Source organism: Paenibacillus sp. WLX1005 (genome assembly GCF_046603685.1).
Classification (GTDB): Bacteria; Bacillota; Bacilli; order Paenibacillales; family Paenibacillaceae; genus Saccharibacillus.
The window spans coordinates 1,709,474-1,727,159 of record NZ_CP176756.1; the positions used below are offsets into that span (position 1 = coordinate 1,709,474).

General features: G+C 46.5%; 15 protein-coding genes. 14 read left to right on the forward strand and 1 reads right to left on the reverse strand.

Annotation, left to right across the window (positions count from 1 at the left end; all coding sequences use genetic code 11):
* Positions 1–66: 66 nt before the first annotated feature.
* The 5 genes from accD (at position 67) to ACE3MZ_RS07465 (ending at position 4,790) form a co-directional block, all read left to right on the forward strand.
* Positions 67–966, forward strand: coding sequence for an acetyl-CoA carboxylase, carboxyltransferase subunit beta (gene accD, locus ACE3MZ_RS07445; protein ID WP_411345819.1), 900 nt, complete (start codon positions 67–69; stop codon positions 964–966).
* On the forward strand, positions 967–2,076 hold the full coding sequence (locus tag ACE3MZ_RS07450) for an acetyl-CoA carboxylase carboxyltransferase subunit alpha (protein WP_411345820.1): 1,110 nt from the start codon (positions 967–969) through the stop codon (positions 2,074–2,076). It abuts the gene before it with no gap.
* A gap of 261 nt (positions 2,077–2,337) precedes the next feature.
* Positions 2,338–3,759 (forward strand): pyruvate kinase, encoded by a 1,422-nt coding sequence (pyk, locus tag ACE3MZ_RS07455; RefSeq protein ID WP_411345821.1) that lies wholly within the window; start codon positions 2,338–2,340, stop codon positions 3,757–3,759.
* Positions 3,760–3,859: 100 nt separating this feature from the next.
* Positions 3,860–4,381 (forward strand): acyl-CoA thioesterase, encoded by a 522-nt coding sequence (locus tag ACE3MZ_RS07460; protein ID WP_411345822.1) that lies wholly within the window; start codon positions 3,860–3,862, stop codon positions 4,379–4,381.
* A gap of 16 nt (positions 4,382–4,397) precedes the next feature.
* Positions 4,398–4,790 carry an FxsA family protein gene (locus ACE3MZ_RS07465; protein WP_411345823.1) on the forward strand — a complete coding sequence of 131 codons (393 nt, stop codon included), beginning with the start codon at positions 4,398–4,400 and terminating at the stop codon, positions 4,788–4,790.
* 149 nt (positions 4,791–4,939) lie between these two features.
* On the opposite strand, the gene ytvI is transcribed toward ACE3MZ_RS07465, so the two are convergent.
* Positions 4,940–6,055: a sporulation integral membrane protein YtvI gene (gene ytvI / locus ACE3MZ_RS07470; RefSeq protein WP_411345824.1), complete on the reverse strand. Its 1,116-nt coding sequence runs from the start codon at positions 6,053–6,055 to the stop codon at positions 4,940–4,942.
* Between the two features lie 286 nt (positions 6,056–6,341).
* On the opposite strand from ytvI, the gene ACE3MZ_RS07475 reads away from it, so the two are divergent.
* From ACE3MZ_RS07475 to ACE3MZ_RS07515, 9 genes are all read left to right on the forward strand, one after another.
* The gene (locus tag ACE3MZ_RS07475; RefSeq protein WP_411345825.1) at positions 6,342–7,346 is read left to right on the forward strand and encodes a discoidin domain-containing protein; all 1,005 of its coding nucleotides are present in this window, start codon (positions 6,342–6,344) and stop codon (positions 7,344–7,346) included.
* A gap of 544 nt (positions 7,347–7,890) precedes the next feature.
* Positions 7,891–9,003, forward strand: a complete 1,113-nt coding sequence (locus tag ACE3MZ_RS07480) for a citrate/2-methylcitrate synthase (RefSeq protein ID WP_411345826.1) — start codon at positions 7,891–7,893, stop codon at positions 9,001–9,003.
* Positions 9,004–9,418: 415 nt separating this feature from the next.
* The gene (gene icd / locus ACE3MZ_RS07485) at positions 9,419–10,714 is read left to right on the forward strand and encodes an NADP-dependent isocitrate dehydrogenase (protein WP_411345827.1); all 1,296 of its coding nucleotides are present in this window, start codon (positions 9,419–9,421) and stop codon (positions 10,712–10,714) included.
* Between the two features lie 12 nt (positions 10,715–10,726).
* Positions 10,727–11,671: a malate dehydrogenase gene (gene mdh / locus ACE3MZ_RS07490; protein ID WP_411345828.1), complete on the forward strand. Its 945-nt coding sequence runs from the start codon at positions 10,727–10,729 to the stop codon at positions 11,669–11,671.
* A gap of 360 nt (positions 11,672–12,031) precedes the next feature.
* Positions 12,032–12,457: a hypothetical protein gene (locus ACE3MZ_RS07495; protein WP_411345829.1), complete on the forward strand. Its 426-nt coding sequence runs from the start codon at positions 12,032–12,034 to the stop codon at positions 12,455–12,457.
* A 687-nt stretch (positions 12,458–13,144) separates the two neighbouring features.
* On the forward strand, positions 13,145–14,005 hold the full coding sequence (locus tag ACE3MZ_RS07500; protein WP_411345830.1) for an SDR family oxidoreductase: 861 nt from the start codon (positions 13,145–13,147) through the stop codon (positions 14,003–14,005).
* Between the two features lie 325 nt (positions 14,006–14,330).
* Entirely contained in the window at positions 14,331–14,915 is a 585-nt protein-coding gene (locus ACE3MZ_RS07505) for a prepilin-type N-terminal cleavage/methylation domain-containing protein (protein WP_411345831.1), read from the forward strand.
* Entirely contained in the window at positions 14,899–15,555 is a 657-nt protein-coding gene (locus tag ACE3MZ_RS07510; protein WP_411345832.1) for a prepilin-type N-terminal cleavage/methylation domain-containing protein, read from the forward strand. Before ACE3MZ_RS07505 ends, ACE3MZ_RS07510 begins: the two co-directional genes overlap by 17 nt.
* Positions 15,556–15,588: 33 nt before the next feature.
* On the forward strand, positions 15,589–17,427 hold the full coding sequence (locus ACE3MZ_RS07515) for a hypothetical protein (protein WP_411345833.1): 1,839 nt from the start codon (positions 15,589–15,591) through the stop codon (positions 17,425–17,427).
* Positions 17,428–17,686 lie beyond the last annotated feature (259 nt).

The following is a 17,686-nucleotide window of genomic DNA, read 5'->3' on the forward strand; positions in this document are numbered from 1 at the left end:
TCATTTATCAAAAACAAAGCACATTCATAAACTGGGGAATAAGTATACGTCTGAAGAGGTGTAGTTGTGTTTAGAGATTTATTCCAGAAGAAAAAAAAATATGCGACCATTCCTTCACAGCGCTGGAGTAATGAACCCGCATCAGATGAGCAGCCACAGGAACGCCCGAAACGTGAAATTCCCGAAGGCCTGATGAACAAGTGCAGCAAATGCGGCACGATTCATTACAGCAAGGAACTGGAAAAAAACCTGAAGGTATGCAGCAACTGCGGTTATCATATGCGATTGAACGCGATTGAGCGTATCGTTATGACCGTGGACGAAGGCAAGTTTACCGAGTTTGACGCGGGTATGGAATCTGTCGATCCGCTGAACTTCCCGGGCTATGCCAAAAAGCTGGAGCAGCAGAAGATGAATTCTGGTCTGCGCGATGCTGTTATTACCGGTCAGGGCGAGATCGACGGTCATCCGGTCATTCTGGCTGTGATGAGCTTTGACTTTTTCAGCGGTAGTATGGGTTCGGTTGTCGGCGAGAAGATCACCCGTGCGATTGAAGCAGCTGATGAGCGTAACTTGCCACTGATTATGTTCTCCACCTCTGGCGGAGCGCGTATGCAGGAGAGTATTATTAGCCTCATGCAGATGGCGAAGACGAGCGCAGCATTGGCACGTTTTCAAGAGAACGGCGGACTGTACATATCCGTCATTACCGATCCGACGATGGGTGGCGTATCCGCCAGCTTTGCGATGCTGGGCGATGTGATTATGGCTGAGCCGGGCGCATTATTCGGTTTTGCCGGTCGTATCGTTATTGAGCAGACGATCCGCCAGAAGCTGCCTGACAATTTCCAGACAGCCGAGTTCAATCTGGAGCACGGACAGCTCGATATGGTTGTCAACCGTAAAGATATGAAGTCCATGCTGGGCGAATTGCTGGACTATCATACATGGAAAGGGGGATTTTGAGTGGCAGGAGAGATGCCTTTTGAAATGCCTCTCGTTGAATTGCGCAAAAAGATCGACGAGCTGAAACAGTTTGGTCAGGAAAAAGAAATCGATTTTACCGATGAGATCAACCGTCTGGAAGAGCGTTATCGTCAGATGGAAGGTGAAATCTATACCAATATTAGTCCCGCCCAGAAAATGCATCTGGCGCGTAATCAGCAGCGTCCAACAACGCTGGATCTGATTCCGCTGATCTTTACCGATTTTATCGAATTGCACGGCGACCGCATGTTTGGCGACGATCTGGCGATTGTCGGCGGACTGGCGCGTCTGGATGGTAAGCCGGTAACGATTATCGGACAGCAGCGTGGGAAGGACACGAAGGACAATATCGCTCGTTTCTTCGGCAGCCCGCATCCAGAAGGATTCCGCAAATCAATCCGTCTGATGAAGCAAGCCGAGAAATTCGGACGTCCGATTATTACATTTATTGATACCAAAGGCGCGTATCCGGGTAATACAGCAGAGGAGCGCGGTCAGTCAGAAGCGATCGCCCGCAACTTGTGGGAGATGGCAAAACTGCGTGTGCCTGTCATCTGCGTCGTAATCGGCGAAGGCGGTAGCGGCGGTGCACTGGCAATCGGCGTGGGTAATCGCGTCCTGATGTTGGAGCACGCCATTTACTCGGCAATCTCGCCGAACGGTGCCGCTTCCATCCTGTGGAAAGATGCCTCCAAAGCCGATCAGGCAGCAGAAGCGATGAAGATTACGGCAAATGATCTGCTGGAGATGGAAATCATCGAAGCGATTATTCCCGAACCACAGGGCGGAGCGCACAAAGACTATGAAGCAACCGGTACGGCGATTCGCAGCGAGCTATTGAATCAGCTGCGTCAATTGTCCGGTATGGATGCAACATGTCTGGTGGAAGACCGTTACCAGAAATTCCGCAAGATCGGCGAATTTGTCGAGAAGCAGGTACCGACTAACTTTGGTACAACCAATCAACAAGAGCAGCAAAAGGAACAAGCCGCAGACTCCGTATCGGCGGCAGGGGAAGACGAGCAGAAGCTATCCCCGGTGACCACTGCCTTTCATAACGACGATTCGACCGATGCGTTGCCTCACTAAGCATCGATTGATCGCCACCTAGTCAATCATGCCGTCCATGCCTCCCGGCAGGGAAGGGTATGGGCGGTTTTCTGTTGTGCAGGTGCACATCTACCGCTCCAAAGGCAGATTCAGGGCACGGCGGGATAAATAATATCCATCCCTGTATACAAAACGGAGAATTTGTAGTACATTTAGTTGTTGGGGCCTGTTATCTGTCCGATGACAGGTTATGTTGGAAAACAAACAATAGAGAGACCTTGAAAACGGAGGAAACACATTATGCGTAAATCTAAGATTGTATGTACGATTGGACCGGCAAGCGAATCCCTGGAAAACACGAAAAAACTGATTATGGCAGGCATGAACGTTGCCCGTCTGAACTTTTCCCACGGTGACTTTGAAGAGCACGGCAACCGTATCAAAAACATCAAACAAGCCAGCAAGGAACTGGGTAAAACTGTAGCTGTCCTGCTGGATACCAAAGGTCCGGAAATCCGCATCGGCAAACTGAAGGAAGAACCGATTGACCTGGTTCAGGATGAATACATCACGCTGACTACCGAAGAGATTCTGGGTGACCAGCATCGTCTGACTGTATCGTACAGAGAATTGCCGGGCGACGTTGAAGTTGGCTCTACAATCCTGATCGATGACGGTCTGATCGGTCTGAACGTTGTACAGGTACAAGGCACTGAGATCAAATGCCGTATCGTCAACGGTGGACAAATCAAAGGTCGCAAAGGCGTAAACGTACCGGGCGTGAACATTTCCCTGCCGGGCATCACAGAAAAAGATGCTAACGACATTATTTTCGGTGTTGAGCAAGGTGTAGACTTTATCGCTGCTTCCTTCGTTCGTAAAGCAAGCGATGTACTGGAAATCCGTGAACTGCTGGAACAAAAAGGCGCAAAACATGTACAAATCATCTCCAAAATCGAAAACCAACAAGGTGTCGACAACCTAGACGAAATCCTGGAAGTATCCGACGGTTTGATGGTTGCCCGTGGTGACCTCGGCGTAGAAATCCCGGCTGAGCAAGTACCTCTGGTACAAAAACAAATGATCGAAAAATGTAACCGTGCCGGCAAACCGGTTATCACAGCTACACAAATGCTGGATTCCATGCAACGTAACCCACGCCCAACGCGTGCGGAAGCAAGTGACGTGGCGAACGCAATCTTCGACGGCACCGATGCAATCATGCTGTCCGGTGAAACAGCTGCTGGTAAATACCCAGTAGAATCCGTACTGACAATGGCTCGTATCGCTGAAAAAGCAGAATCCGCGCTGAACTATCGCGAAATCTTCTTGAAACAAAGCCATGCACAACAAACGACAGTAACAGAAGCGATCAGCCAATCGGTAGCTAGCTGTGCGATGGATCTGAATGCAACAGCAATCATTTCTTCTACTGAGTCCGGTCATACTGCTCGCGTAGTAGCGAAATACCGTCCGCAAGCGCCAATCATCGCTGTAACGACGAACGACCAAACGATGCGTCGTCTGTCTCTGGCATGGGGCGTGCACCCGGTTAAAGGTACACAAGCGCATTCCACAGATGAACTGTTCCAAGTGGCACTGCAAGGTGGTAAAGATTCCGGTTTCCTGAAAGAGGGCGACCTGGTTGTTATCACTGCCGGTATCCCACTGGGCGAATCCGGTTCCACGAACCTGATCAAAGTAGCACAAATCGAAGCATAATCCCTTCGTTGTGTGTATAGCATAAGCAAAAAAGCAGTGGAGCGAATCCATTGCTTTTTTGCTTGTTTTTCGTATCATCGTCTGGCAAGGAGGAATTATAATGGCAAAACTGGAATTGAATCTGCCCAGTGCATGGCATGGCATCGCCTTCCGTGTACGGTATCAGGAGAACGATCCGATGGGCGTTGTCTATCATACGAATTATTTAAACTGGTTTGAGCTGGGGCGCACGGAGATGATTCGTGATCTCGGTTTCCGTTATCGCGATATGGAACAGGCGGGCGTACTACTGCCGCTTGTTGATGCTTCGTTATCATACGGACACCCGGCACGATACGATGATCGGGTCGCTGTGTATACACGCATCGTTAATTTCTCGCGGCTGCGTATTGATTATGAATACCGTATTCATCTGCTAGATGAGCATGATGAGCAATCGGTTGGCGAAGCTTCATCTTCACGCCAGCGTCCAGTATTTGCTGCTGACGATGAACTGCCCGGCAAACATCTGACGAGTGGAAGTACCCGGCATGTGTGGGTCAGTCGTGAATTTGTGCCAGTGCGGCTTGATAAAGTATTGCCATCGCTGTATGATGCACTTGTAAGGTCTTTGCAAGTGTAGAGAGGAGAGGTACCGCTTGAAGAAATGGATTGCTGCGCTAATCATCATTGTGCCACTCCTGGAATGGTACGTGTTTTTGCAAATGATTCAATGGATTGGCGGTTGGAATACGCTAATTCTACTCATATTGACATCGCTGATCGGTGTAGTCATGATGCGATTTGAAGGTCGCAAAGTGCTGGAGGATACGAAGGCTTTGATTAACGCCAACCAGCCACCGGGACGTAAAATGCTGGATGGATTATGTGTATTCATTGGCGGTATTATGCTTGTATTGCCGGGATTCGTGCTGGATGTGATTGGCTTTACTATCGTATTCCCGCTCACACGTCCGCTGTACCGCAATCTGCTGCTCAAATGGATTGAAAAACGGATGAAAAAGGGCTCGATCACTATTTACCGTCCGTAATAATATGTATGACTTCATGATGTGCATGAATATAATGAAAATGAGCCTTTCGCTGTGCAACAGGATGAATGTCCTGAGCATGGCAAAAGGCTTTTTTGTATTGCAGCTTTTATCTCTTTATTCCATTTTTAAAAGATATTCATGATTGATCAAGTTACTCTACCGTTCACGATATAGTTGCGCAGATCGCGGAAGACGTTAGCACGATTCAACGCGGCAACAAATACAAGTGTGACCGGACCAATGATTAATCCCAGTGCACCAAACAACTTCAGCCCGACAAACATACTGATCAGTGTTGCGAGTGGATCAAGCCCGACATTGCTGGCGAGAATCTTAGGCTCCATAATCTGACGAACAATCAGAACGACGATATACAGCACACTCAGACCGATACCGAGTCCTAGATTGTTGCTCATAAAGCTGTAGATTGCCCATGGCACCATCACAATACCGACACCAAGATAAGGCAGCAGATCAACCAACCCAATCAGCAAACCGATCAATAATGCAGATTGTACATTCAAAATGAACAGCCCGATAATGACGATAATGCCTGTAATAGAGATGAGAATGAATTGTGCTTTTACATAGCCGAACAGCGCTTTTTGCAGATCATTCCAGATGGCGACCGAAGGCTGGCGAATAGCGGAGGGAAACCACCCGGATACCATGCGTGTATGGCGTTCCCAGCTATTGCTAATAAAGAATGCCGACAGCACAACGACTACGATAATCCAGGCAAAATTCGGCAGTGCCGTCAAGAAGGATAGCAAATAATTCAAAATGCTGGTGACAATCCCGCTGACCATACTGGTCAAACTTTGCGTCGTCTGATGCAGATTGTCATTAATCGCACCCTGTGCAGGTCCTTGCTTCAAAAAGCCGCTGATCTGGTCGATGATCGATTGAATGCGGTCATTTTGAGTCCAGCCGACAAACATCTCGCGCCAGCTATCGATATGCTCATTGAATGTTTCCATCAAGGTAATCGTTTCCTGCACGAGTCGCGTGACAAGCAGCGATAGCAGTGCAAGTAAACCCCCTACATAAATGAGCAACGAAATGGAGACTGCCAACCAGCGCGGAAACCGAACCCGCTTCTGAAATAGCCGCACTAGCGGGTTCATCGCATATGCAAACAGCCAGGCAAGCAGCAACGGATAGAGGAGTGGGAACAGATAACGAACGGCAATACATGTCAAAACAATCGCTACCAGCACCCACAACCCTCGTAAAATCCGGTTGCGGATAATTGTGTTCAAATGGCTCGCTCTCCTTACTATTCATACTCACCGTTATGTAACCCGGTTCATATAATGAGTTAAACGATACAGTAGCGCTTTGAAACGAATAGGCACTTGAGTGAGCAATCTTTTATGTATGCGATGTGTTCATCCTATAAAAAGGAACCCTATTCATTTTATTGATTATTTTCCGATATAAGAAATTGGTAGGTGACTAACTGTGCTTGCTATCATTCAAGTAGAGAAGGGAAATGAACATTCCATGTGTACAAAAAGAGTAAAAATGATGACAGGATTTACAATAATGATGGTGATGCTATTCAGCTGGCTCATTCCTTCACAGGCTCAAGCAGCAGATACTGTTACCGCAGTGAAACGGATGGTATTTTCCATTCCTGCTAATACGTTTTGTGATCAATCGCATCTGGTGGAGTTATCATTAAATGTAACGAATTTGAGCAATGCCGATCAGAAAGTAAAGCTGGATTTTTTAAAAGCAGATGGGACTTCTTTTGTAACAGCGGGAACTACATATAATGGGATGACATCCGAGCTGATTCCCGGCTCAGGAGTAACAGTAGCAGCAGGTCATGCTTCCACGTATCATTTTACCTTTGGTGGGCAAACGAGCAATTGCGGAGATCGTCCATTTACAGGTATTCTGACGACGAGCGGCTCAAGCAATGCCGAGCTGATTGCTTCTGGATTCGTCAATAGTTCATTGTATAGTGTACCGATTATTATCAATGGTGGAATGGAATGGCTGTCTGCGCCACAGACCGATAGCACCGAGCCAACTCCTGCACCAGCGCCAACACCAATCAATCAACCTGTTGATCAGTGCAGTGTGACACCTGTCAATTCACTGATTCATGCAATGACCGCTAATCAAGATGTATACGGCAAAGCCAGTTCCAGTAGCTATGATACATCATGGGATGCACAAGCTTATCATGCGTTTGATAACAAATGCTATCCATTTTCCACAAAAAACGGCGAGATCAAAGGTTGGTTAAGTTACGAGTTTACTGACGCCAAAACCGTAACATCCTATTCGATGCAAATGAAGCAAAACGATAGTCAGTATGGACTGGCTCAAGCGCCAAAATCATGGGTATTCGAAGCTTATGATGGGAAAGCATGGGTGACATTGGATAGTCAAACTGGAATCAAAACTTGGACAACCGACAAAGCTAACGTCTATACGATTCCGAATACGACTGCGTACAAACAATATCGTATCCGCTTCTTAGAGAACAATGGCGGCAATCTGATCTGCATTAGCGAAATGGGCATGATGGGATATTAAAAGCAGTACCAACATACATCAAAAAAGTATATACACTTTAATGTATGTTTATAAATAAAATTCCTTCTCCATGTTCATTGCAGGCGGATCGAATGCAATATCATAGTAGTATAACTGCTGTATATTATTCGCCAAAATGATTTTGCCTAAAGCATAAATCGCTTCAAAACATACCGACCGACCTTACATAAATAAGGGTCGGTCTTTTTATTTTCGGCATATTCGTATACAATGAGGTATCGACGAATTTGTGAATAAAAGCGAGCGAGCACTATTGTAAAGGCTTACAAAAAATAATTTATCAAAAGGATAAAACAATTTGATATCCTATCAATCTCCACTTTTGTTCACAAGTCCGTCAAAATAAAGTATGATGATATAAGGTTCTTGGAAGGTTAATGACAGGTGTAAGGTTCAGCAACCTCAAAACACCTTAGTTCCTGCATACTACGATCTTCATAATTTTAACATTTTTAAAAATGTAAATGTTTTCATTAACAAATTAGACAAACTTCAAGAGTCGTTTTGCAAAGGAGAGAATCACATGACAGCTACCAAAGGTTTAGAAGGCGTTGTTGCAGCAAGTTCATCCATTAGCTCCATTGTCGATGGAGTTCTAACGTACCGTGGGTACGATATTGATGATTTGGCTGTAAATGCCAGCTTTGAGGAAGTCGCCTATTTGCTCTGGTTTGGTAAGCTGCCGAATCAGAACGAGCTTGACCAGTTGCAAAAAGATCTGGATAAATATGCAGTACTGCCGGATGCGCTTATTCAACAAATCAAACTGTATCCATCTGATATGAACCGGATGGCGGCGCTGCGCAGTGCCATCTCGGCGCTTGCATTGTATGATGAGCAAGCCGATGATATGAGTACCGAAGCGAATCACCAAAAAGTGATTAAATTACAGGCGCAACTGCCAGCAATCGTTGCTGCAATCGGACGCATTGCTGAAGGCAAAGACCCGGTTGAACCGCTGAAAGGTGTGTCCATCGCGCACAACTTCCTGTACATGCTGAACGGCACCGAACCGGAAGCAACAGCGATCAAAGCGCTGGATCAAGCACTTGTGCTGCACGCCGATCATGAATTGAACGCGTCGACATTTGCTGCTCGTGTTACGGTGGCAACGCTATCGGACATCTATTCCGGTATTACGTCTGCAATCGGCGCACTGAAAGGTCCACTGCATGGCGGTGCCAACGAAGCAGTTATGAAAATGCTTGAGGAGATCGGTTCGCCCGACAACCTCGAAAGCTATATTCAACAAAAGCTCGACAACAAAGACAAAATTATGGGCTTCGGTCACCGCGTTTACAAAAACGGCGATCCGCGTGCCAAACATCTGCAACAGATGTCGCGTGAACTGGGCGAGAAGAACAATGATCTGACTCTGTACGAGATGAGCGTGCGTATCGAAGAATTGATCAATGAGCGCAAAGGATTGAAGCCGAACGTAGACTTCTACTCTGCATCCATGTACACGATGCTGGGCATTCCACGCAATTTGTTTACACCGATCTTCGCGATCAGCCGTGTAGCTGGTTGGGCTGCTCACATTTTGGAGCAATATGAGAACAATCGGATTATTCGTCCGCGTGCTGAGTATGTAGGTCCAACCGATCAACAGTATAGCCCGGTCGAGTCTCGCTAATCATTCCGCATTTGCAGTACATTTTTATCGCGGAAATGGTTGACAGCAATTCCGACTTTTCATTATCTTCCAGTGTCTGCTAAAATAAATACAACCGTTGTTTGGAGCGCATGTCAGTGATGTCCTTCACAGCATATGCCATCATGGCGTATTGCGGGCAAGAACAGGCAGGGTTTACACGATACGATGAGATCATATCAAGGAACGCGCAGAGCGGATCTCGCCATCTTGATGATGACATCGCAGTCAAACGGGAGGTTGTCAGGCACACGCTGACAGCCCCTGTGGAGTGCGCTGCTGCCAACATGCGCCTGAATATAGACGGAAAATGAGTCAATTCACCGGCGATACTGCCATAAGGCACAATCCGGAAATATGACGAGTCACCAAATACAACCGAGGAGGAACTTATATTATGCCGAACTTTGAGAAGTACGAACTGCCAACTGCTGGTGAACAAATCACCATTCAAGATGGAAATCTACAGGTGCCAAACAACCCGATTATCCCTTTCATCGAGGGTGACGGTACTGGTCGCGATATCTGGAAAGCTTCCGTACGCGTACTGGATGCAGCAGTAGAGAAAGCTTACGACGGTTCCAAAAAGATTGCATGGTACGAAGTATTCGCCGGTGAGAAAGCGTTTAATACATACGGTGAATGGCTGCCTGCTGATACGCTGGAAGCGATCCGTGAATATATCGTAGCGATCAAAGGACCACTGACTACGCCAATCGGCGGCGGTATCCGTTCCCTGAACGTAGCGCTGCGTCAAGAACTGGATCTGTACGTATGCTTGCGTCCAGTACGTTACTTCGACGGCGTACCTTCCCCGGTAAAACGTCCTGAGCTGGTGGATATGGTTATTTTCCGTGAAAATACAGAAGATATCTACGCAGGTATCGAGTACCAAGAAGGCACAGAAGAAGTGAAAAAAGTGCTGGAATTCCTGAAAAACGAAATGGGCGTGAACAAAATTCGCTTCCCAGAAACGTCCGGTATCGGTATCAAACCGGTATCCGAAGAAGGTTCCAAACGTCTCGTTCGCGCGGCTGTACAATACGCGATTGACCACGAGCGTAAGAGCGTAACGCTGGTACACAAAGGCAACATCATGAAATTTACAGAAGGTGCTTTCAAAAACTGGGGCTACGAAGTCGCTGAAGCTGAATTCGGCGATAAAGTATTCACATGGGCACAATACGATAAAATCAAAGAAGACCAAGGTACAGATGCTGCTAACGCTGCTCAAAAAGAAGCGGAAGATGCAGGCAAAATCATCGTTAAGGATGCGATTGCTGACATCGCGCTGCAACAAGTTCTGACTCGTCCAGCTGAATTCGATGTAATCGCAACGCTGAACCTGAACGGTGACTATCTGTCCGATGCACTGGCTGCACAAGTTGGCGGTATCGGTATCGCACCGGGCGCAAACATCAACTATGTAACAGGTCACGCGATCTTCGAAGCGACTCACGGTACTGCACCGAAGTATGCAGACAAAGACGTAGTAAATCCAGGTTCCGTTATCCTGTCCGGCGTTATGCTGCTGGAACACTTGGGCTGGCAGGAAGCTGCTGACCTGATCTACAAAGGTCTGGAAACTTCGATCAACAACAAAACGGTTACTTACGACTTCGCACGTCTGATGGATCAAGCGACAGAAGTAAAATGCTCCGAGTTTGCTGATAAAGTAATCGAAAACATGTAGGAGGATGACTCCATGACAGCGATTAAGCGCAAAAAAATCACGATTGTGGGCGCCGGGTTTACCGGCGCAACCACTGCTTTGATGATTGCCCAGAAAGAGCTTGGCGACGTGGTGCTGATTGATATTCCGCAACTCGAAAACCCAACCAAAGGCAAAGCGCTTGATATGCTGGAAGCGAGTCCGGTGCAGGGCTTCGACAGCAGGATTACAGGCACTGCCAATTATGAAGAAACGGCAGACTCCGATGTGGTGATTCTAACGGCAGGCATTGCCCGCAAACCGGGCATGAGCCGTGATGATCTGGTCAATACCAACGCCGGTATTGTGCGTTCCGTATGTGAGCAGATCAAGCAGCATTCCCCGGAGTCGACCGTTATTATTTTGAGTAATCCGGTAGATGCTATGACCTACGTTGCTTACCATGCACTCGGTTTTCCGAAACATCGCGTCATTGGACAATCCGGCGTACTCGATACAGCGCGATACTGCACATTTATCGCTGAGGAATTGAATGTCTCGGTTGAGGATGTACGAGGATTCGTGCTGGGCGGACATGGGGACGATATGGTTCCCCTCGTTCGTTATTCCAGTGTAGGCGGTATTCCGATTGATACGTTGATTGCGAAGGAACGATTGGACGAGATTGTGCAGCGCACCCGTGTAGGTGGCGGCGAGATCGTTAATCTACTTGGAAACGGTAGCGCTTACTATGCTCCGGCAGCAGCGCTAACGCAGATGACTGAAGCGGTGCTGAAGGATAAGAAGCGTATCCTGCCTGTAATCGCGTATTTGGAAGGCGAGTACGGCTACGATAATCTGTTTCTTGGTGTTCCAGCGATACTTGGCGGGAACGGCATTGAACGTATTTTCGAGCTGGAACTGACCAAGGATGAACAATCCCAGTTGGATCGATCTGCCGATTCCGTACGCGATGTGATTCAAATTGTGACAGCCTGACGTGTAGTATTCGCTCTTGCATGCAAATTATGCAAGATTGCGAATACTTTGATGGCAGGTGAAGCAATCTGCATAAGCACGAATATTACGACCTTTTCTGTATATCCATTGCTGTGGATACTACAGGAAAGGTTATTTTGTTGTGTACAACAATTGTCCAAGCACGCAACGTGAATATGCATTTTTGATAGTAATACTATATTTTCCACATTGGATTGGGTAAAATAGGAATGTAGCTTTATCCCTCAGATAAAGAAGTCGGATAGTCGAATTACATACGGTTTGAATGATCGGCTTACGGCAGAATTGATTTGAGTAGGAAGGCTCATTTTATTTTATGTAGATGGGGGAGAGGAATCAGTGATTGATTTTCTCGTGTTTTTGCACATTTTAGGTGCATTATCGACAGGGTTTTATTTGTTGTTACCGTTTATTGCTAGTAAATTAGCAAGTTGGGATGGGTCATCGCAGTCCGGTGCGATCCATATCATTCGTGTGCTGAATCGCATTGCTCAGTTTGGTCTGATTGTACAACTGCTGACTGGTGGCTATCTGATGACGAAGGGCGATTATTCAATCGCGTGGATGACGATTGTTGTAGTGCTGCTATTGGCAATTGCTGCACTGGGCGGCATCATGGGCAAACCGCTACGTCTGGCGCTGGCGGACATTCAGCAAAGTAAAGATATCGCTGTCTATACGGGCAAAATTCGCTCGCTTAGTGTTGGATTGGCTGTATGCTTGCTGCTGATGAGTTTTTTCATGGTATACCGTCATCTGATTTGATCAACATCTGATCTAATCAACGGATACAACAGAAAAGTCGTAACAACAAAAGCGCAACAACAAAGACATAACAACAAAGGCGCAGCAAAATGCTGTAACGAAAAGGTACAATAAAAGACGTAAAGACAAAATGTAACGAAAAACGTATCATGAATGAAGAACAGAAAACTGTATGACGAACGCAAAATAAAGAACAAAGAACAAAGAATAAAGAATAAAGAATAAAAAGCAAAAAACGCAAAACAAATAACGAACAGCAGAAACTGCTACTGAACTGCACTGTACCTCTAAATGCACATTGGTTTACCCGAGGTGGTATCTAATTGTCCATTTTAAGAGGTGCAGTTTCATACTAAGTAGCGGTTTTTTGTTGTTTTTCTTTGTATTGATATGCTTCCAGTCTATTTCATTGTCGCCGATGTTCTTTATTTTTCGTTGTCCTTCATTTGTTGCGCTTCATTAGTGATTTATTTTACATAAATGAAATATATAGGGAGAAATGAACGGTTATTTGTTTGAACATGAATTGGCAGTGGTAATAAAGCACCGTACTGTTAAAAATATTGCACTGTTGAAATACCACACTGTTAAAAGCGCCGTACCGTTATATGAGAAGTTCAATAGCATACATACGCTATTGTCAGAATAGAGCTGGATCATTCTAAACGATGAGAGGGGAACTTTATTATGTCTACACGTCCAGAACAATTACCACCGCAACATCAGGATCAACATCCGGGAATCGAGCAGGAGATGACACCGCGTCCGCAATTTGAGGCGCCCGAGTATAAAGCTGCTGGCAAATTAACTGGTAAAGTCGCTATTATTACAGGCGGCGATAGCGGGATCGGTCGCGCTGTAGCTGTGTATTTTGCCAAAGAAGGTGCCGATGTAGCAATCCTGTACAAAGATGAGCATCAGGACGCCGAAGAAACGAAAGCGCATGTGGAAAAAGAAGGTCGTAAATGTATCGCGATCGCTGGTGATATCGGCGACGAAGCTTTTGCCAAACAAGCGGTCGATCAGGCAGTACAAGAGCTTGGTAAGCTCGATATTCTGGTCAACAACGCTGCCGAGCAGCATGTCCAGAAGTCGATTGAAGATATCTCTGCCGAACAGCTGGAGCGTACGTTCCGCACGAATATTTTCGGAATGTTCTTTATTACGAAAGCGGCAATGCCTTATCTAAAACAAGGCGCGTCGATCATCAACTCGACCTCCGTTACCGCTTATCGTGGACAGCCAACGCTGATTGATTACTCATCTACAAAAGGAGCAATTCTATCGTTTACCCGCGCTCTTTCAATGAATCTGGCGGAAAAAGGGATTCGGGTCAATGGCGTGGCACCGGGTCCGATCTGGACGCCGCTCATTCCGGCTTCGTTTGACGAGGAAGAGGTAGCGAAATTCGGTCAATCCCAGCCGATGAAGCGCCCGGGACAACCGGAAGAACTGGCTCCAGCGTATGTGTATCTCGCCAGCACAGATTCGTCATATGTGAGTGGTCAGGTCATTCACGTCAATGGCGGCGAAGTAGTCAACGGATAGTTGTTATAAACTAGTCAACACTAGTCAACATTTGATCGTTATCCTATACGTCTATATATCTACACGTCTATATGCTGAAATATTATATGTGCAACTATGAAGTCAAGCCTGCGTGCTACGCGGGCTTTTTGCTTTGGGAATAGGTCGACAATCCCCCTTTTTAAACGATACATACGATAGATGTAGGCTGGATATTGCCCAATTACGAATAGGATCATAATGAGAAAATGGATATACGAGCGTTCCCGCGAATCTGCTCTAAACATATGTTCCGTATTGGTCGAAAAAGATAAAGAGATCTATTTTCCGATAAGGATGAGAACGAATGACATTGTTGAGAAAAAGAATTATACAACAGCGACAACAGATCATGCTGCAACTTCGCAAAGAAGACGGTTTCTCGTTAATTGAAGTAATGGCGGCGATTGTGATTTTGTCCGTCATCATCATGATGGGTCTGACGTACTTTAGCAGCTCCCTATCGTATACCAAAACGAATGAGAACAAGACGGTTATGGTGAATCTGGCGCGTAATGCGCTGGTTTACGCGGAGAAGCAGGATTTTGCTGCATGGAAAAAATACTTTATTACCGATAGTAAGGGTACCATCACAGGAACTGCTTGTACGAGCAGTAGTGCGTGCAGTCAGTATAGCTTTCTTGTGACCAATTCCAGTCCAGAGGTGCTGGCACGAGTGCTGAATCCGAATATTAATGGTGTTCAGTATACGGTGACGATCCGTTACCAGCCAACGTCAACAACGACTACTAGTACGTCGACTACAGCGACAGATATTCGTAACAATACGAGTTATTTGCTCCCGATTCAAGTTAGTGTGCAGCCGACGGGACGGACGAATGTCACCGGAACGAATGTGGAGGGATATATCACCAATGAGACAATTCGTTGACCGTCTGCGCAGTCAGGATGGATTTTCGCTAGTAGAGGTGCTGGCTGCGCTGATCATTACCGGCATCATGGCAGGGGTGATCTATGGAGTCGCGCTGTTTGGATTTCGTAGTTATTATCAGATCAATACCGATAATTTGCTGCGTTCGAATGGCGATATTTTGACGACATCGATCATTACGCAGTTATACAGCTTTGCCCCGGAGCGGGTGCGTCAGATTACGAGTGGCGGTAACCCGGTCGGCATTCGATTGGAACGTACAAGTCAGGCATCGACAGCGCAGTCGGGCGATATGGAGATGTCGGATATTTATGTGTACGGCGGTGTGCTGTATATCGGCAATGTGCAGCAGGTTGCAGCGGTGAACAAGGCGCTGCTATCAACCAATCTGGATCTGCCCGCAACGAGTACACAAGGAGCGCTGCTGCATGATGCGAATCGCGATGGCATTGATGATTTGGCAAAAGCAGTCTCGCTGCAAGGTCGCATTCTGTTGAACAATAGCTCTACGATTGCGATTCAATCGCCAGACGGCAGTACCTTTTATACGACTGGTATTATTAATGTATTGCTCAAACTGTCCAGTGACAACCAAGGGCAGAGTAACGGCATTTCGCTGCAAAGCAGCTTTGGTTTCTAACGAGTGTATAGCATACAGGAGAGGTTGGCTTCCATGATGGGGAGAAAGACAACAAAACAACATCCATCGGCATCCGCTGACCAGCATATTCGTATCGGTAGCCGCATACGGAATAACTGGCGCAGTGAACGTGGATCAGCGCTAGTGATGGTCATGTTTGTACTACTGATTATGACTGTGCTTGGTTTGGCGGTCATGCGTGCCACGCTGACGGATGCTTTTATGACCGAAGTACGCGAAAGCGATGTGCAAAGTTTGCATCTAGCTCAGAAATCACTGGATGAAGCGGTCGCACTCATTGGTTCACAGCTGAACTTGAGTGGAGATATCGATCCGGTCGCGCTCGCGCAAAAAGTCGCAACCGTCAACACTAGTTTGCAGAATCTAGTAGTTGCCAATGCGTCGGTGCCAGTAGCGAAGAACGGACAGAACTTTTCCCGATTAATCAGTGCTGCTATGAAACAAGAGACGACGACTCGCTTCGTCTTCACCTTGACTTCAGAAGCGACAGTAAACAAAATCTCACGTAAACTTCAGCAAAAGGTAACGATCGACAGCTATCCGGAATTTCTGAGCTATGCATTCGGTTCGGAAAATAATCTGATCCTGAATGGTGCGCCTGATATCGTCGGCAATATCTACGCCGGCGGACTGCTGACGACAGATAATATCGCTAATTACGAATACAAAGGCAAGCAGCTTACGGCGTCGACGACGTATCCACTTTTAAATGGCAATGCGTATGTGCAGTCATTCGGTTCCATTGTCAAATCCGGCGAACCGATCAGCCAGCAACCGCAAAATACGGAGAGCGCATTACAAACTGCTCTGAATATTCCAGTCGAAAATGTAATGATCAAAAACAAGCAAAAATTCGTTCAAGTGAATCTCGACGATACGTTTGTCGATAAGCTGGCACAGGCAACCGGCATTGCGCGCGATACGCTGAAAACGAAATATGCACAGACAGCCACCGATTCCACTGGCACCAAAAACGCAGCTACGCTGATCACATCCATTCTGAGCGATTCGGCGTACAGCAGCAGCACGACCTTTGATCGCCTGGATCTCAAACCAGTTACACTGCCTGCCAATCCGACAGATGAGCAGATTGCTGCGGCGCAGAAAGCGGAGGCGGACAAGCAGACCAAAGTGCAAACCAATCTGCCGCAGCTGACCAAATCGACTATTTTTGATGGCGATCTGACATTGGATGGACAGACGCTGAATGCACTTGTTTATCCAGAAAAAAGCAGTACCGTTACAGGCACGGACGGCGTATCTACATTTAACAAATGGTTTATCGTAAATGGGAACCTGAATATTATCAATACCGGCAATACTCCGATCAAAATCCAAGCCAATATCATCAGTACTGGAACGGTCACGATCAAAGGTAAAGTTACGATGGACTCGTCCATGTATGTGATGAAATCAGCAGTATCCGGTTCGTATTCAACCGTGCTGGAGGATGCGGTCATTACCGGGTTGAATGATAAAGAAGTAGTGATCATGTCCAAAGGATCGATTCTGCTAAATCGGTTTGATTCCTTCAATAATGCACAACCTGCACAATTGACCGGCTTCTTTTATACCGATGCACAGGCGACGCTATACGGTGTCGGTTCCAAATTTGCACTAAATGGCGGATTCTTCGCCAAAGGTGACCTGACCGTTAATGCGGTTAATGGAGCAGCCAATGCAGGCGAATCGACGATTGCCTTTTCCGCTCCGTTTAACCGTAGCGACAGTCGGTTTAAGGTGACGTACAGTGACAAAGTATACGCGCATCAAGGATTGGGATTACCGCGTGTCAATCAGATCACCGTTAATGTTGGTAAGCTTCAATTGTTACCGCAGAGTGCCTCTTGACGATGAATACGATGTGAATCTTTTTATCATATGCAAATGATCATGGTTGTAAAGTAAAGGTTTGATAGAGCAGAAGAAATAATCTGCTTAGCGTTACAACTTCCCATCGTTTCAAACGATCCTACAAGCAACAAGCCTAACATGCTATCCATGTCATAATTGAAAAAGCCCAGAACGCTGTTATTCTCAACGTTCCGGGCTTTTTGTTATGGCTGCATATCTGTTGACAGCAGTAGGACTGGTTTAGTTTTAGTACTAG